The following is a 17724-nucleotide window of genomic DNA, read 5'->3' on the forward strand; positions in this document are numbered from 1 at the left end:
AGTATATCTCTGTGCATAACCAGCGGGTCTGCAGGCCTAAGTAACTTATCCACCAGTTAGGCATTACCCAGTGTTGTTTAAGCACTTTAAGTTGAGCTTCACCAGCCTCTGCTTTAAGCTTGGCAGTTAGTGACGCTTGATGCCTAAGCCAAGATTCAATCTTTCCAGGAGGAGTATTCCGAGTATTTAATAAATTATCAACTTTTATTAACATGCTTAAAATCGACGGCAACCGCATTCAGGACGATTAGGATCTGCGATTATAACACTGCTGACCAGAAGATCGTTAATAGCTATCTAAAATAAAGGAAGGATTTATATTGAAATGAAGTAATTTTCAAAAAAGGCGGAGGTTATGAAAACCAACCGCCTAATTTAAAACGTCTTTAAGCAAGCTTCTTAGTCAGAGGCTCAGCAAATAGATTTTCTAATGAACCGACATTCATACTTTCCACATATTTACCAATTAAGGGCTCAAAGTCATCGCTTTTATAAAGCTGGGCATTATCTGTTAAAAAAGCTAGATCAACTTCTCCACCGTCTTTTAAAGTCTCTAAGGCGCTAGCAAGCTCTATTGCCGCATCCAATTGGCTGATTAATGTTTCTAAAGAAGGTTTAAAAAACCATTTCTACTAGCTGTCTGTTGTTGTAACTCACTGATTTTCTTTAGCAACTGAGTACTTAAATTCCTAGCATCCTTGATAAAATCATCCAAAGCTAGATCTCTAGGTACAGCAACAATCACTGGCCTTTCTACTCCTTTCATAGGCTGTGGATCTCTCAACTGCCTAGCGAAATCAACTAATGCTTGTTTCGCTTTTGTAAGATCACTATTAACGCCCACTCTTTCCTCGAGATTGGTAATCTGCAGACTTATCTCTTCAACTTGATTGATCACGCTCTTGATATAGATATCTCGAGCACCCGAATTAATTAAAGTTTGCTTTTCTGCTATTGCCTTAATAAATTCTTGAGTATTTACAATAGCCACCTTTATTCGCTTGGCGAATGCAGGCGTGGCTTCCGGACTCAATTCCTGAGCAGCTTTCTTGTAGGCAAACATCGTCTCAACACGAGCAGTGCTATGTAGAAACACTTGTGCTTCTTCCTCAATAAGCATTTTCGGAGTAACGACTGCAGCAGAATCATAAGCCAAATCAGTCATGATAGCTTTTGTCACATCGGTAACAGCAGCTACAGAGCAAGATACACTGATAGGGTTTTTCATTTGTCTAGGGTTGACAACAGTTTCGTCAACAAATAAGGCTTGGTTTAAAGCATTATTGAAGACTACTTGTGGATCAAGATGCAACTTCTCGTTAACAAATTTTTCAATGGCAGCGCGTACGCCCTTTTTAACATGCTGGTTATTAGGATCTGCTAAACTAGCCAATTGCTTAATCAATAAGGTTCTGTATACGATAAATGCTTCACTCAGTTGATAAGGTGTATCCAAGGTCGCTTGATCATCATGCTTTAAAAACGATAACAGAAATTCATAAGAATGATCTAAATAAGCCTGAACATTCTGGCTATCAATTTTGTTTTCAATCCGATCTTTTTCACTATCCACTCTCAAACCAAGAATAGCTCGATAGGTTGGGTCACCTATCAAGATATATGGATTACCTTTAGCCACCAATTCTGCATTAAAATCAAAAGCAGCTTGTAATACTGTTTTAAGAGGATGATCTTTATCATCGTGACGAATGTCGCTCTTAACTACTGGAGCTAACTTTCTGGCTAGATCTAAGTCTTGTACAGAACCACCCAGTTGCTGAGTATAAAAATCAACCAATACGGGAGGTAAGGCTGCGGGTTCCCCCCCTAGAGAGGGAGGAATAATTGCAACAATTTCCAGAACTTGTTGTCTAATTTTGGCTTTTAATTCAAATTTTTTAATAAAGTCTTGGTTTTTTCAACTTTTAAATAAGCAGTCGTATCCTGAATGAGACGTCTCAAATCATGATTGTCCATTCTATTAGCCATCATATCAACCAAGCTAACTTGCATTAACGCTGTTTGCTCCATTGCTTTACCAATGATACGGCGATGTTGCTCTGCCAAATCAATCTCGCTTTGTTTAGAATGGCGATATCGGGAAGCTTGTTCTCTGAACCAAGAGTCACCTGATCCTACTGCAGCATAATTACGCTTATCCTCGACTCCGATTACCCCCTCGACTATCTCTGCTAAATAAGGCAAGTTTCCTACAACTTCTTTCACAGACTCCATGAAAGTTGCAGCTTGATAATTTTCTAATTGCGTAATATCTTCTCTGGTGGTTTCTTTGACTTTTTGGATTAACTGCTCCAAACGCTCTAACTCATCTTCGACTATAGTAATTGTTTCTTGAAGGGCATTACGGTTCTTCGCATCACGCTTATAGTACAAAGTATCAATTTTAGTTACTGCGAAATAGCTTGCAACGGCAGTCACAGCAGCAGCAACTAAGGCAATACTTAAAATACCTATGGTGATAGGGCCTCCAACAACTGCCGCGGCGACACCTAAAACAACCGTCGCAGCAATCAAACCACCCACTGTAGCAGTGAGAGCTGGGTAGGCTGCTAAAAAGCCAGGCTCGTTCATTTGATGTTGTAAAAAGAGCACAGTCTGCGCCATAAACTCAACTTGTAACTGCTGAGTAAATTCTTGTCTCTTTTCAGGAGTTTCAAAGAAACTCTTGAGCCAAGTCACTGCTTTATACTGTTCTCTTTCTGCCTGTATTTCTTGATCCTTAATCTTATAGATGTCCTTAAAGGCCTCATTAAAGAGAACATTTAGTTGCTGCAGGAAATAGACTTCTACTGCTATATTTAAAGCGCCATCATCAATTTTGGTATCTTTAGGTAAATCCAAGCTAACAATAAATTCTTCTCGCATGCTTTTGTTGGTCTTACTATTTTTTAAGCCCAGTAGCAACCCTTCACGTAAATGGAATAGTTTAACCAGATTGCCTGCCAGTTCGTCATATTTTTTGTCGAGGCCTGCCTTATGCATTTCCTCTTGGAAGGCCTCAAAACTACCTGCTGCTTCCCCTTGATTGGCATTTTTCCAAAGCATATAAGTGATATAACTAACGCCAGCACCCAATCCAACACTAGCAGCACCAGTCAATACGTTTTGTACTCCAGCAAAAGGATTAATCATACCGGTAAGGAATCCTGTTTTTGCGGCACCAAATGTCAGACCACCAACACCTACCCCTAAAAGCGCTGCTAAAGTACCGCCACCAAGCTTGGAAGCTGTAGATAATTGTTCAATGGATCCATTAAGATAGTCTGTGGTTGTTCTCTTTTGCCCATACGCAACCAAAGCTTCGGCGTATGTTTTTATCTGCTTAACTTGAGCACCTTTAATTTTACCTCTTGAGATAGTATCAAGCTGAGTCAGCATGTTCTCTTCTAAATATTTTTATGATTTTCCTTAATAATCCCAAGTCCAGTATTAATATCTTGGAATTTGTGAGGTGGTCTCTTAACAATCAATAAACCAAGCTCTCGATCTCTTGCTTTTATTTTTACTTTTTCATCTACGAAAATTTGAAGATGCTCTTGTATTTGCAGTAAAGCAGCAAATTTTTCACTACACTGCTGTTGTGCAGAGCTACACGCCTTGACGTAATCACCAGTAATTGTTTCAATTCTCAACAAACCTCGTATTTCAGCATCTAATCTACTCGCATTAGTCTTCAAACCATCAAAAGGTGGCTGTTCAAGATCAACATCATGCTCTTCTTTTAAAGTGGTAAGTAAACGACCAATTACTGTAATTTGTTCCTTTCTCTGCTTTGTAGCAACTCGTCCAAACTGATTAAATTTTGTAACTGCATCCTTAACTTTTTGTAATCTTGTTAATAAATCTTCTCTAGCCTTCATATAGGCTGGAAATATTTTTGCAAATTCCTCACTTACAGTGGTTTTTGTAAGATCTGCTATCTCATCTTTAATTTGGTTATAACCGACGATACCTCCACCAAAAAAGCCAGAAGAACCATCAGCACGCAAGATAAGCTCTTCATTAGCCGCATGCAGTATTTCATCATCTACTAAACTGAAATCAAATTGATCAAATTGCGGGAGTTGAGCTGCTTCTTTCACTGCAGCTACAAATTTGCGATTAGCACTGCTGTTTTGACCAGATATTTTGACTTGATCAGCTAACAATTCACGTTCCAATCTATCAAAATTTTCTTGAGCTTGGCTAGGTGCGCCCGTAGGTCTTTCAGAAGGTAATTGCCTAATATTTTTTAAACTCTCAGTGAGTTTTAAACGCATAGCATTTATGTCTAAAGCAATGATTTCTCTAATATTTTTTGGGCTTCCTGCTTTTTCGCAAGTCACACAATTGCGCTCTAGATTTTCAAGAGCCAAGAGAAGTATTCCACATCGTTCTATTAATTCTGCTTTATTCATAAAAAACTCCCGCATTGTTTGGCAAAATTTTTTATGCATCCCAGCTATTTACCTAAATCCCGATCAATGCCTTTTAATTAAACAATCTAAACTATTGTTACTATAGCTGATTAAGATTAAGTAAGTATTAAGAAAATAAAAGCCCATGTTGGTTAATAATTAGCCTTATAAGAAGCACTAAAAAGGTCAGCAAGAATTCGATTTTGTTTTTTAAAACAGTATGTTACAAAAAGATAGCGTATAAATTCACTTTGATTGCAACAAAATAAAACGAAATCAATTATGAATTTTGTTGTCGCAATACACGCCCGAATCGATTCACTACCAGTTTTATCGGCTCCGATTGTGGATTTTGTAGGAGGAAATGACCACTCGCGGCCATATGCTTTAATTCAGAACTGAATAAAAGGTAATTCTTTGAATGAAAACCATGCCAACCAAGCTTGATACTTGATTGCGTCCAATGCCATTGCTGTAACAATTTACTACTTGAATGGAATCGGTGATTTTTATTATCAACAAAAAGAATCATTCCCTGAGACCAATCACTCGATTCAGGTAAAGGAGTCAAAGCAAGCGTGACTCCCTGTAAAAAAGCAGTATGCCTTGCATAATACAATGCGGTAATTATCTCCTTTTCTCTAACCTGTAATTGATTTTTTTGATAAAGCATGACACCCGCAGGTGCGCAGAGGAAACACAAAAGGACAATGAGCGTTATACTTATTAATAATTCAATAAAAGTTAATCCAATGTTTTTATTCACAATTTTCCATTAAAAACTGTTTCGCTATTCTCAAGTCAGCATAAGCCTTCTTCTTATCTATTGGATTTCGTAATAAATAAGCCGGGTGATAACTCACCAAGAAAGGGGTATCTTTATAATGGCGTACCTGATGCCGTAATCGATTCAATGGTAATAACTCATTTGCTAAAAATTGACCTGCAAAGCGCCCTAACGCCAGAATCAATCCGGGCTTGATAAAATCAATCTGCTGGGCAAGGTAGGCGCTGCATTGAATAATTTCCTCCACTGCTGGATCTCGATTATCTGGAGGCCTGCATTTTAAGACGTTGGCTATATAAACATCTTCTTCCCCCATGCCAATACTGTGTAACATCTGATTGAGCAAGTTGCCCGCTTTACCCACAAAAGGCAGTCCTTGTTTATCCTCATAAAATCCAGGAGCTTCACCAATGATCATCAATTTAGCATTGGCATTACCACGCGAAAATACAGTTTTACTGCGAGTTTTATGTAAAGAGCAGCGCATGCAGGAGGCAACTTCACGTGCCAACGCAGTTAATTGTTGTGAACAGGAAGAATATCTTTGGCGACGCTCCACCCAGAGGTCTATCCCCATATTTTGCAGATAATAATGGTTTAATACGTCTGACATCATTCTCTCATAGTAGACCAGATTTAATTTGACCATCTTTGGGATGCCGCGAACAAGGTCGCGGCAAGTAGGCGTTGAGATCACCTACCCATATACACTGTTAATCGTTTACAGAAATTGTCGAAAGCAATTCACTCACTACCTTAGCCGGATTTGGTGCTGCAGTAATTGAACGCCCGAGCACCAAAAAATCACTGCCATTTTCAACAGCTTGTATAGGTGTCACCACCCGCGACTGATCATTCAATTTATCTCCGGGCAAGCGAATACCAGGTGTAACAGTCAAAAATGATTGGCCGCAAGTATTTTTAATCATTGGCACTTCCAAGGCAGAGCAAACAACCCCATCAAGCCCTGCCTGTAGGGCTAGTTTAGCCAAGCGCTTGACCTGAGTATCAACAGAAGGCTCTAACCCAATCTCTGGTAAATTATCTGTATCCATGCTGGTTAAAATAGTTACCGCAATGAGTAAAGGACGATCATGTCCATAAGGTTCTAAAGCCTTTACTGCTGTCTGCATCATTGCTAAACCACCTGAAGCATGAACATTAACCATCCAAACACCGAGCTCGGCACACGCCTGACATGCTCTCGCTACCGTATTAGGAATGTCATGAAACTTCAAATCCAGAAAGATCTTAAACCCTTTTTTACCAAATTACGAACAAAATCAGGGCCAAAATGAGTAAACATTTCACTGCCAATTTTGAGTGCGCATCGGCTCGGAACGAGTTGCTCAGCCAAAGTAAACGCATCTTGCTGATTTGAAAAATCAAGCGCTACGATCAGTTTCAAAGTCATTATACTCCAGCCAGTTCACTTACCAGGCACGTTTTAACCGCATTAGCAATTTTTTGCTGATCTTCCATACTCAAGTAAGGATGCATTGGCAAACTGACTACATGTTTACTTGCTTTTTCAGCGTAGGGGAAATCGCCAATTTTATAGCCCAAAGAACTGAGAGCCTGCTGTTGATGCATAGCAACAGGGTAATGAACTGCTGTGGGAATACCTAAAGCCTGCATTTGCTTCTGAAAATCATCACGGTTAGGGACTTCGATAGTATATTGAGCATAGACACTAGTATTCCCTTCCATAACAGATGGTGTTTTAACAATACCAGCAAGCAATTGTTCATAACGTTGTGCAACCCGTTGGCGCATTGCAATTTCATCGGGGAATAATTTCATTTTTTCAATCAGGATAGCTGCTTGAATGGTATCCATACGACCATTAATACCAATTCGTTTATGGCAATATCTTGTATTTTGTCCATGATTACGGATTTCAATCAATCGCTCGGCAAGAATATCATCATCTGTAAAACAAGCCCCAGAATCACCATAGCCGCCTAGCGGTTTGGATGGGAAAAAACTGGTACATCCAATTGTTGATAAAGCACAAGAATACGCACCATGATAGGTCGCACCAAAACTTTGAGCAGCATCCTCAATAACTGGTAAGCCGAATTCCTTTGCAACCTGATTGATTGTAGTCATATCAGCACATTGACCGTACAAACTCACTGGCATAATCGCTTTAGTTTTTCAGTAATAACTGCTTTGATTTTCGTTGCATCAATATTGTACGTATTTGGATCGATATCAACGAAACAGGTTTAGCGCCGACAAGAGCAATCACTTCACCCGTAGCAAAAAACTGAAAGGACTAGTAATAACTTCATCACCTGGCTCCAGCTCCAAGGCTAACAAAGCCATGAGCAAAGCATCTGTACCACTTGAATTAACGATAGCATGCCTAACATTTAAAAATTCCGCCAATTGTCGTTCAAGTTTGGCGATTTCCGGTCCCATAATATATTGACCATGCTCTAAAACAGTTTGGATACTTCGTAAGATATCTTTTTCAATTAATTTATATTGTTTTTAAGATCAATGAATTGCATAATTCTCTCAAATTGAATTAGGGAACTGATTAGACTCAACAGCAATTTTCCCAAATTAACAGTCGGCTCTAATCCCCTTCCAAACCATGGACTGGCTTCATTCTACCCCACTGTTTACAACTTGGGCAATGCCAATGCAAATGTTTGCCACCAAAACCACAATGTCCACAGCGATAGATAGGCTTGTTGTCTAAAAATTTACTCGTAATGTCATACAGCATTTGTAATTTATCCCGCACCTTACCGTGGGCGGTTTCCAAGTGCCAGCAAATCAAGCGGTTTAAACCTCTAATGGACGGATGTGTACTAAGTTTATCCGATACAAAATCAATAGCTGCATCCATATTTTTTCACGGCGTAAAAACTCCGCAATAACGAAAATGGTGGATGCTCGGGGATGCTCGACTAAGGTCTGTTGTAAGTATTCTACGCATTCATCCATCGCATCCAGTTCACGATGGCAAATCACTAAAGGCTCAATGATTTCACTAAGAAACTCCGGATCCTGTTGTGGAACACGCTTTAAAGAACGTATAGCCTGCTTATAACGAGCATTTTGCATATCCAGCGAAGCCTGCATAAGGCTAGCACGCACAGACATTTTATCAATAATAAGTGCTTGTTTAATAGCGTTTTGAGCTTTATCAACAGAATTACTTTTTAATGCCTGATTAGCAATTTCACAATAATAGTGGGCCGCTTGCATATGCATACTTTGCCCCAGGGAGAGCTCTAATTTTTTTATGACCTCCAATGCCTTTTCCCAAGCTTTTTCTTGCTGATAGATGGCAAGCAAGCCTTGTAGACTGTATGTTTCGCGGCTGCCGCCCTGCTCTACCACTTCTAAAAAAATGCGCTCTGCCCTATCAAATACGCCTGCACTCATGTAATCCTGACCTAAAGCCATTAACGCCTCTTTGCGCTCTACCAAACTTAATTGCGGCCTGGCAATCAGATTTTGGTGTATTCTAATAGCGCGATCCACTTCGCCCCGACGGCGAAAGAGACTCCCTAACGCCAAATGAGTCTCTACTGTCTCACTATCAACCTCCAGCAACTTGATAAACACATCGACTGCTTTATCAGGTTGTTCATTTAATAAGTAGTTTAGCCCCACTACATATTCACGTGAGAGGCGGTTATCAAAACCCTTTTCTTTACCAGAGTAATTACGGCTAGCAACCCACCAACCAGACCAGGCTGCAGCAGGTAACAATAATGGCCATAAATTAATCATTAAAGCTCTCCATTACTTCAATTTGTTCAGTTTTATTAGGGCTATTACATTGACTGACGATAATGTCTAACCTCGTCATTATCCCGAACACCGTGAAAGATCCTTTTTACAGTAAGAGATTCCCCACGTTGCTTCGGGACAGCGAAGAAAAAGCCTCAACAAAAATGCAAACAGCCTCTAATATAAATTAGCAATTTAAATTCGCTCACTGATAATAAATTCTGAGCTGAGTAGGGTCAATCATCTTAATGTTGATCCTGTAAGGGTATCGCTCGCAAGTTCTTTATTTCCTTTTCAGTCAATTTCAACTGGCTCTTGATTTTTAAATATTCAACTTTAAGACGCCAATAACGGCATAGAAAAAGCAAAAAGCCCAGAATAGCCCCAACACCAAGCATCACCGTCATTAATACAGATATGGGCATTGTTAGGACTTTAAAATAAAAATTAACCTGTACTGAAGAAGCATTCAGTGCAGCAAAACTTACACCTAATATAATTAATACTAAATAAAATATCATCATTAGCAGGCGCATTATATTAATCCTTAAAATAGCTGCAAATTAAATTGATACTGATCCCTATTATTAATTCGCAATTGAGCCTAAGAACATGTGTTAATTAACAAGAATTCCTCTTAACAAAAAAGCGTAGCTTAACTACGCTTTTTAATTCAGGCAAAGAGTTTATTCACCCTCTTTATTTGCCATTTTTTCTTTCAGCAGATCACCTAAAGTCGTTGAAGCAACGTCCCCACTACGTGAGTATTTTTGATTGCTTCAGCTTGATCTTGAGCATCCTTAGCTTTAACAGACAGTGCAATCGTGCGGTTTTTCTTATCAACATTGATAATTTTTGCTTCGATTTCATCCCCTTCTTTAAAGAGTGTGGTTGCATCATCAACTTTGTCTTCAGACAATTCATTGGCACGAATTGTTCCAATAACATCAGGAGCAAGATCAACGGTAACTGTTTTAGCATCAATGGCAGAAACCTTTCCTTTTACAACAGCACCTTTTGCATACTCTTCAACATAACTGCTGAAAGCATCACCTTCAAGTTGCTTCAAACCCAAGGAAATACGTTCACGCTCAGCATCGATAGCCAGAATAACTGCTTCTAGTTCCTGACCTTTCTTAAATTGCTTAACGGCTTCTTCGCCTGGAACATTCCAAGAAATGTCAGACAGATGCACCAAGCCATCAATCTCACCATCCAGACCAATGAAAATTCCGAAGTCAGTGATTGAGCGGATTTTTCCGTGAACTTTTTGTCCTTTACTATGAGTTTGTGAAAACTGGTGCCAAGGATTACCAACACACTGCTTCATACCCAGTGATATACGGCGACGTTCTTCATCAATTTCAAGAACCATTACATCAACCATATCACCCATAGAAACCACTTTACTCGGGTGCACGTTTTTGTGGTCCAATCCATCTCAGACATATGAACTAAACCTTCAACACCTTCTTCTATCTCAACAAAACAACCGTAATCAGTGATATTCGTTACTTTACCATGCAGTTTTTACCGACAGGATAACGTTCAACTAAATCAACCCAAGGATCATTACCCAGTTGTTTCATACCTAAAGAAACACGATTGCGCTCACTGTCAAAACTCAAGACCTTCACTTTAACGTCCTGACCAACAGTCAATAACTCGCTTGGATGTTTTACGCGCTTCCAGGAAATATCAGTAATGTGGAGTAAGCCGTCAATACCACCTAAATCAATAAACGCACCATAGTCAGTAAGATTCTTAACAATACCATTAAGGATTTGGCCATCATGCAAGGATTCAAGTAAAGCTTGTCTATCGGCACTGCTTTCCTCTTCTACAACAGCGCGGCGTGAAACAACGATATTGTTTCTCTTCAGATCCATTTTAATAACTTTGAATTCAAGCTCTTTGCCTTCAAGGTAAGATGGATCACGAACTGGTCTGACGTCAACCAAAGAACCTGGCAAAAATGCACGAATAGAACCGATTTCAACCGTGAAGCCACCTTTGACTTTACCAGAAATCAGACCTGTTACTGTATCGTTATTTTCATGGCATTTAGATAATTTACGCCATGCTTCTTGACGCTTGGCTTTTTCTCTTGACAGCAATGTCTCACCATAACCATCTTCAACAGAATCCAAAGCAACTTCAACAGTGTCGCCCAGATGGACTTCTAACTCACCATTTTTGTCTTTAAATTCTTCAACAGCAACAATCCCTTCTGATTTTAAACCCGCATTCAGGGTGACATAATCATCATCAATACCTATGACTTTTGCGGTGATTATTGCTCCAGGATAAAACTGTGCGCCAATGATACTTTGCTCAAATAATTCTTTGAAACTTTCAGACATGTTAATAAACTCTTTAGTAAACAAATAGAAACATGAGATCCACTCATCTTTCCCCCTATGAAACACATTTAACGTAGAAACAGGCGTTCATCGACCAATTTTAATACATTATTGAACACTTGTACAATCGTCAAACCAGTTGTATCGATCATCACCGCATCCTCTGCGGGCTTTAATGGTGCGTGCGCACGAGCAGTATCTCTTGCATCACGTTTAGCCAACTCATCAACAACTTCGGCGAGGCTAGCATCAATTCCTTTTTCTTTCAACTGAAAATAGCGACGCGAGGCTCTTTCTTCCGCTGAAGCATACAGATAGATCTTTAAAATTGAATCAGGAAAAACCACCGTGCCCATGTCTCGACCATCCGTTACCAATCCTGGCGGTAAAGCGAAAGCGCGTTGACGAGCGAGTAAGGCCTTCCTGATTTCAGGCACTACGGCAATTTTAGACGCATCCTGCCCACAGAGTTCACTTCTTATTTCATCAAAAACATCATGCCCTTCGAGCAATACACGCGTTTTTTGTTGTGGATCCGTTTCAAAACGTAAATCAAGTGCATGTGCCAGCTCGACAATTTGCACAACATTATTAAAATCAATACGTTTTTTCTTGCTGCATAGGCAAGAACTCTGTATATACATCCACTATCCAGTACATGCCACCCAAGATGGTTTGCTAGCATATGGCAAATGGTCCCCTTACCAGTACCACTAGGACCATCAATAGTGATCACAGGTATATTTTTATCTGACATCATCATGTATTTCCTTGATAGCCAATTGTATTTTGTTGGCTGTTTTTACAAAAGTTGGAAATGACGTTGCAACATTGGAACAATTTTTTATTGTTACTGGCGCTTTAGAAACAGCTCCGGCAATAGCAAAAGCCATAGCAATGCGATGATCATGAAAACTATTAACTTCCCCGCCTTGCAGCACTCCACCATTAATATACAAGCCATCTTCAAATGCCTGTGCTTCAATGCCTAGACGTTGTAAACCTTCAACCATGGCCCCAATTCTGTCGCTTTCCTTACAACGCAACTCGCGCGCTCCATGTAGCAAAGTCTGCCCTTTCGCACAGGCTGCTGCGATAAAAATCACAGGAAACTCATCAATAGCAATTGGCACTAAGTCGGAAGGAATATCTATCCCTTCTAACTGAGCATATTTCACATGAAGATCTGCAACGAGCTCCTCACCACAAAGACGCTTGTGATTCAAGCTGATATCTGCGCCCATTGCTGTTAAAATCTGGATAATCCCTGTTCGGGTGGGATTAATTCCCACATTACGTATCACTAGTTCTGAACCAGGAACAATTGTTGCTGCGACAATAAAAAAGGCAGCTGAAGAAATATCACCCGGAACAATGATATCGGTACCAATACATTCACTGTCTGAATTGATTATGATCGTATTTTCCGCTTTTTGAATAGGATAAGAAAATGTTGTTAGCATTCTTTCCGTATGATCACGAGTAAATCCCGGCTCAATCACTTTTGTTTCACCCTGGGCATAAAGGCCAGCGAGTAATAAACAAGATTTAACTTGTGCACTTGCTTCTGGCATTTCATACGTAATACCGTGTAAAACATGCCCGCCACGAATAATTAAAGGAGGCCGTCCTTCCTTTGTTATTATTTCAGCCCCCATCTGCATTAATGGTCTACTTACCCGTTCCATTGGCCTTTTTTGCAGGCTTGCATCGCCACTTAGTTCACTGTCAAAAGGCTGTGCGGCAAGTAGCCCTGCAAGTAAACGCATGGATGTACCAGAATTACCGCAATCAATAATACCTTTAGGTTTTTGCAATCCATATTTACCAACACCATGAATCACGACTCGTTGTGCTACTGGCCCCTCGATGGCAACCCCCATAGACTGAAATGCCTTTAAAGTTGCCAAACAATCTTCTCCATCTAAAAAACCGCTGATGGTCGTCGTACCTTTGGCAATGGCACCTAAAATAATAGAACGATGAGAAATGGATTTATCGCCAGGAACTGTAATATCACCTTGCACTGCCTTTACAGGGCTGCTTACATAATCTATCAGTTTCATTAATGGTGTTCCTTAGCAAAATCTCGCATAAATTTGATCAGATATTCTACGCCTTCCATCGGCATGGTATTGTATATACTCGCTCTTAATCCTCCCACTGTGCGATGGCCTTTTAAAGCATATAAACCTCGCGCTTTGGCTGCTGACAAAAATGACTCTTCAAGACCCGCATCAGCAAGCGAAAAACAAATATTTACTAAAGAGCGCGCTTCCTCGGATATTTTACAATGATAAAACCGGAAACATCGATGTAATCATATAATTTCGAAGCCTTAGCGCAATTTATTTCATACAGCACCTCAACACCGCCCTGAGCCTGAACCCATTGAGCCATTTTTCCAGCCAGATAACAATTAAAGGTAGGTGGCGTTGCGTACAGTGAGTGAGTTGAACAATGAGTTCGGTAATCAAACATTGTCGGAATGACATTATCGGGCAAAGCATTTAATAGCTCGTCACTAATAATGACCAACGTCAAACCGGCATTTGCAATATTTTTCTGTGCTCCGGCAAAAATCAGCCCATAATCACTCACAGTAATAGGCTCGCTCATTAAGCATGACGTCATATCCGCAACAAGGGGTATTCCTGAAATAGTTGGTATTTTGGTAAAACGAACTCCATTTACTGTTTCATTGGGCGTAAAATAGAGGTACTTTGTATTTTCTTTAATCTGCCATTTTTCTGGCGATGGAATCTTTATAAATCCATTCTCTTCATCACTTGCAACACAATAGGCTTGCTTAATTTTTACTGCTTCCTGGTAAGCCAATGTGGACCAAAGACCAGTAATTAAATAACCTGACTGCTCACCTGCTGCAAGCAGGTTCATAGGAACCATACTAAATTGTGTGCGTGCCGCTCCACCTAAAAAAGCACATGATAATTGGCAGGGACTTTTAAAAGCTCCCTGAATGCTTGCTCCGTTTGTTCCATCAAAGCCATGAATTCTGGTGTACGGTGCCCAACCTCCAGTACGGACATATCAAGATTTTGCCAATTTAGAAGTTCTTTCTGTGTTTCCCTTAAAATTGACTCAGGCAACATTGAGGGGCCTGCACCAAAATTATAACCTCTACTCATCATTAGGTTCTTCTACAGCATCCCCTTCATCAAAATCTGACATCTCGTCGGTATCCTCTTCCTCGATGTCTACTATCCGTTGCATGCCCACAACCAGTTCACCCGAACTGACATTAATAAGACGTACACCTTGGGTATTTCGACCAATGATTGATAGCTCATCAACTTTAAAGCGAACTAAAGTGCCCTTGTCAGTAATTAACATGGCCTCATCTCCATCAGAGACTTGCAGAGCACGTACTACTTTGCCGTTACGTTCATTCACTTGGATAGAAATTACACCTTGACCACCACGGCCGGATACACGATATTCTTCAATATTAGTGCGTTTACCGTAGCCATTCTCAGTAGCTGTCAATATCGTACCCTCCGATTGAGCAACAACCAGAGAAATAACTGATTGATTTTCAGCCAAGCGAATACCGCGTACCCCACGTGCAGTTCTGCCCATAGGTCTAACAAGGTTTTCATCAAAGCGAATAACCTTCCCAGCATCTGTAAACAGCATAATATCTTTACTGCCATCGGTAATATCTACACCAACCAAACGATCTTCATCATCCAGATCCACTGCAATAATTCCCGTAGAGCGCGGCCGGCTAAACGCTTCAAGCGGTACCTTTTTCACAGTGCCATGCTTGGTAGCCATGAAAACAAAATAACCTTCTTGATATTCACGCACTGGCAGCATGGCGTTGATGGCTTCATCTGCTGCCAATGGAAGAATATTAATAATCGGTTTACCACGTGAGATGCGGCTTGCTAAAGGCAACTGATAAGCTTTCAGCCAATATAATTTCCCGTGATTTGAGAAACATAACAACGTATCGTGAGTACTAGCGATAACCAAACGCTCAATAAAATCTTCGTCCTTCACATTGGTAGCTGATTTACCTTTACCACCACGGCGCTGGGCTTGATAAGCAGAAATCGGTTGGTATTTCACGTAGCCCTGGTGAGAGAGAGTAACCACCACATCTTCTTCAGTAATTAAATCTTCAATCGTTAAATCTTCTTGTGATGCGGTAATCTCTGTACGACGTTCGTCACCAAACTGGGCTCTGACTTCCAGTAATTCATCGCGAATTACTTGCATCAAGCGTTCCGGGGAAGCCAAAATATCTAACAATTCTTTAATCACGCCTAACAATTCTTTAAATTCATTGATGATCTTATCTTGTTCAAGAGCAGTTAAACGGTGCAATCTTAACTCAAGAATTGCCTGAGCTTGATTTTCTGATAAACGATAACCTTCTGCAGTTAAGCCATAATCACTGGATAAATCATCTGGTCGGCAAGCATCGCTTCCTGTATTTTCCAGCATAGTCCTGACCAAACCTGGTTGCCACAAACGCGACAATAACGCCTCTTTTGCGTCTTGAGGTGTTGGTGATTGCTTAATTAACTCAATCATCTCATCAATATTGGCCAGGGCGATTCCCAAGCCTTCTAATAAATGAGCACGATTACGGGCTTTTTTCAATTCAAAAATCGTACGGCGAGTCACTACTTCACGCCGATGCTTGATAAAATACTCAAGAATTTCTTTTAGATTGAGCGTACGAGGCTGGCCATCAACCAAAGCTACCATATTAATGCCGAATACGTTCTGCATCTGAGTATGAGCATACAAATTGTTCAGAATAACTTCTGCCACTTCACCACGTTTAAGCTCAATAACGACTCGCATACCTTGTTTATCAGACTCATCCCGCAAACCAGAAATCCCTTCGATACGCTTTTCACGTACCAATTCAGCGATTTTCTACTAAACGGGCTTTATTAACCTGATAAGGTAATTCAGTAATAATAATTGCTTGTCGGCCGGAATGATTATCTGTTTCTATTTCTGTGCGCGCTCGAATATAAATCCGGCCGCGCCCTGTACGGTATGCCTGCAGAATACCGGCTTTACCGTTAATAATTGCCGCTGTTGGAAAATCAGGGCCAGGCACATAATTCATTATATCGTCTAGTGTCAAATCCGGATCTTCGACCAAAGCAACACAGGCATTAATAACTTCTGTCAGATTATGCGGTGGAATATTGGTCGCCATACCTACAGCAATACCGGATGAACCATTCACTAACAGATTAGGAACTCGTGACGGTAAAACGACAGGAGCAAATTCAGTTTCATCATAGTTTGGGCTAAAATCAACGGTTTCCTTGTCCAAATCAGCCAGTAAAGCATGAGCGACTTTGGACATTCTAACTTCGGTATATCGCATAGCCGCTGCGAAATCGCCATCGACAGAACCAAAGTTACCTTGCCCGTCAATCAACATATAACGCATGGAAAACGGCTGTGCCATCCTTACAATGGTGTCATAGACCGCCGTATCGCCATGAGGATGGTATTTACCAATGACATCCCCTACGACACGTGCTGATTTTTTATAAGGCTTATTCCAATCATTGCCTAATTCACTCATCGCAAAGAGCACACGACGGTGAACGGGCTTAAGGCCATCACGCACATCAGGCAAAGCGCGACCAACGATGACACTCATAGCATAATCCAGATAGGACTGCTTTAATTCGTCTTCAATATTGACGGGTATAACTTCTTTGGCAAGATAAACCATGTTTGGACGCTTCCTCATGCAATGATTGAAATGAAAATAAGCTAAGAGGATACCATAGAGCAGGCTTTAATTGAATCATATCAAGCATTTCAATCTGTCCATCCACGGCTTGGCTAGTTTAATATTTTTCAACATGATTCATCCATTATCGACCGTTCTCATTTCATTTTATTTTTAGCATTTTATTTCTGTTAAAAACCTTCAAACTGGATCATACTTATTCATTAATAGAGAGATAAATTTGCCAACTTCTTTAAATTGACTGGAGAAGGGCATTTTTATATAGTCTGCGCACTTAGTAAGCGAGAAAGCTGTCAAGCCATGAACGAGGAGACACAATGACAAACAAAATTGCCAGGCTTAGTATTGACGGTCACGAGTCAATTGACTTACCAATCTATAGTCCGACTTTAGGTAATGAAGTAATTGATATCAATAAATTAGGTGAGCAAGGCATGTTTACCTATGATCCGGGCTTTGTCTCCACCGCTTCGTGTGAATCTAAAATCACTTATATTGATGGTGACAAAGGAATTTTACTTTATAGAGGCTACCCTATAGAACAATTAGCCGAGAAAAAGACTTCCTCGATGTCAGTTATCTCCTTCTAAATGGTGAATTGCCCAATGCAAAAGAAAAGCAGGATTTTATTAATCTGATTAA

Annotated in this window: 8 protein-coding genes and 9 pseudogenes; 1 reads left to right on the top strand and 16 read right to left on the bottom strand. The window is 40.3% G+C overall.

Annotated features, from left to right (window positions below; translation table 11 throughout):
• The 16 genes and pseudogenes from BN58_RS24895 to gyrA all read right to left on the bottom strand — a co-directional run.
• Positions 1 to 214, bottom strand: a pseudogene (locus BN58_RS24895) (hypothetical protein); the annotation flags it as partial.
• A 172-nt stretch (positions 215 to 386) separates the two neighbouring features.
• A complete protein-coding gene (locus BN58_RS12255; RefSeq protein ID WP_019217089.1) occupies positions 387 to 587 on the bottom strand; it encodes a hypothetical protein in 201 nt (66 codons plus the stop codon).
• A gap of 17 nt (positions 588 to 604) precedes the next feature.
• Positions 605 to 1798 (bottom strand): hypothetical protein, encoded by a 1194-nt coding sequence (locus tag BN58_RS12260; RefSeq protein WP_019217090.1) that lies wholly within the window; start codon positions 1796 to 1798, stop codon positions 605 to 607.
• A gap of 86 nt (positions 1799 to 1884) precedes the next feature.
• Complete coding sequence (locus tag BN58_RS12265; protein ID WP_019217091.1) at positions 1885 to 3399, bottom strand: hypothetical protein; 1515 nt, start codon at positions 3397 to 3399, stop codon at positions 1885 to 1887.
• Between the two features lie 8 nt (positions 3400 to 3407).
• A complete protein-coding gene (locus BN58_RS12270) occupies positions 3408 to 4418 on the bottom strand; it encodes a hypothetical protein (RefSeq protein WP_156812511.1) in 1011 nt (336 codons plus the stop codon).
• Positions 4419 to 4698: 280 nt separating this feature from the next.
• Complete coding sequence (locus BN58_RS12275) at positions 4699 to 5184, bottom strand: pilus assembly FimT family protein (protein WP_019217093.1); 486 nt, start codon at positions 5182 to 5184, stop codon at positions 4699 to 4701.
• Complete coding sequence (locus tag BN58_RS12280; RefSeq protein ID WP_026069440.1) at positions 5177 to 5818, bottom strand: uracil-DNA glycosylase; 642 nt, start codon at positions 5816 to 5818, stop codon at positions 5177 to 5179. The genes BN58_RS12275 and BN58_RS12280 overlap by 8 nt, the downstream gene beginning before the upstream one ends.
• 100 nt (positions 5819 to 5918) lie before the next feature.
• Positions 5919 to 6619, bottom strand: a pseudogene (gene pyrF, locus BN58_RS24900) (orotidine-5'-phosphate decarboxylase).
• A pseudogene (locus BN58_RS24905) lies at positions 6619 to 7724 on the bottom strand (DegT/DnrJ/EryC1/StrS family aminotransferase). The pseudogenes pyrF and BN58_RS24905 overlap by 1 nt, the downstream one beginning before the upstream one ends.
• 68 nt (positions 7725 to 7792) lie before the next feature.
• Positions 7793 to 8961: pseudogene (gene lapB, locus BN58_RS24910) on the bottom strand (lipopolysaccharide assembly protein LapB).
• A 245-nt stretch (positions 8962 to 9206) separates the two neighbouring features.
• On the bottom strand, positions 9207 to 9497 hold the full coding sequence (locus BN58_RS12300; protein WP_019217096.1) for a lipopolysaccharide assembly protein LapA domain-containing protein: 291 nt from the start codon (positions 9495 to 9497) through the stop codon (positions 9207 to 9209).
• 150 nt (positions 9498 to 9647) lie between these two features.
• Positions 9648 to 11324, bottom strand: a pseudogene (gene rpsA, locus BN58_RS37040) (30S ribosomal protein S1).
• 68 nt (positions 11325 to 11392) lie between these two features.
• A pseudogene (gene cmk, locus BN58_RS24920) lies at positions 11393 to 12084 on the bottom strand ((d)CMP kinase).
• On the bottom strand, positions 12071 to 13390 hold the full coding sequence (gene aroA, locus BN58_RS12315) for a 3-phosphoshikimate 1-carboxyvinyltransferase (protein WP_019217099.1): 1320 nt from the start codon (positions 13388 to 13390) through the stop codon (positions 12071 to 12073). The pseudogene cmk and the gene aroA overlap by 14 nt, the downstream one beginning before the upstream one ends.
• A pseudogene (serC, locus tag BN58_RS37830) lies at positions 13390 to 14476 on the bottom strand (3-phosphoserine/phosphohydroxythreonine transaminase). Before serC ends, aroA begins: the two are co-directional and overlap by 1 nt.
• Positions 14466 to 17061 (bottom strand): annotated as a pseudogene (gene gyrA / locus BN58_RS24930) (DNA gyrase subunit A). Before gyrA ends, serC begins: the two co-directional pseudogenes overlap by 11 nt.
• Positions 17062 to 17399: 338 nt before the next feature.
• On the opposite strand from gyrA, the pseudogene BN58_RS12330 reads away from it, so the two are divergent.
• Positions 17400 to 17724: pseudogene (locus BN58_RS12330) on the top strand (citrate/2-methylcitrate synthase); the annotation flags it as partial.

This window comes from Legionella tunisiensis (genome assembly GCF_000308315.1).
Lineage (GTDB): Bacteria > Pseudomonadota > Gammaproteobacteria > Legionellales > Legionellaceae > Tatlockia > Tatlockia tunisiensis.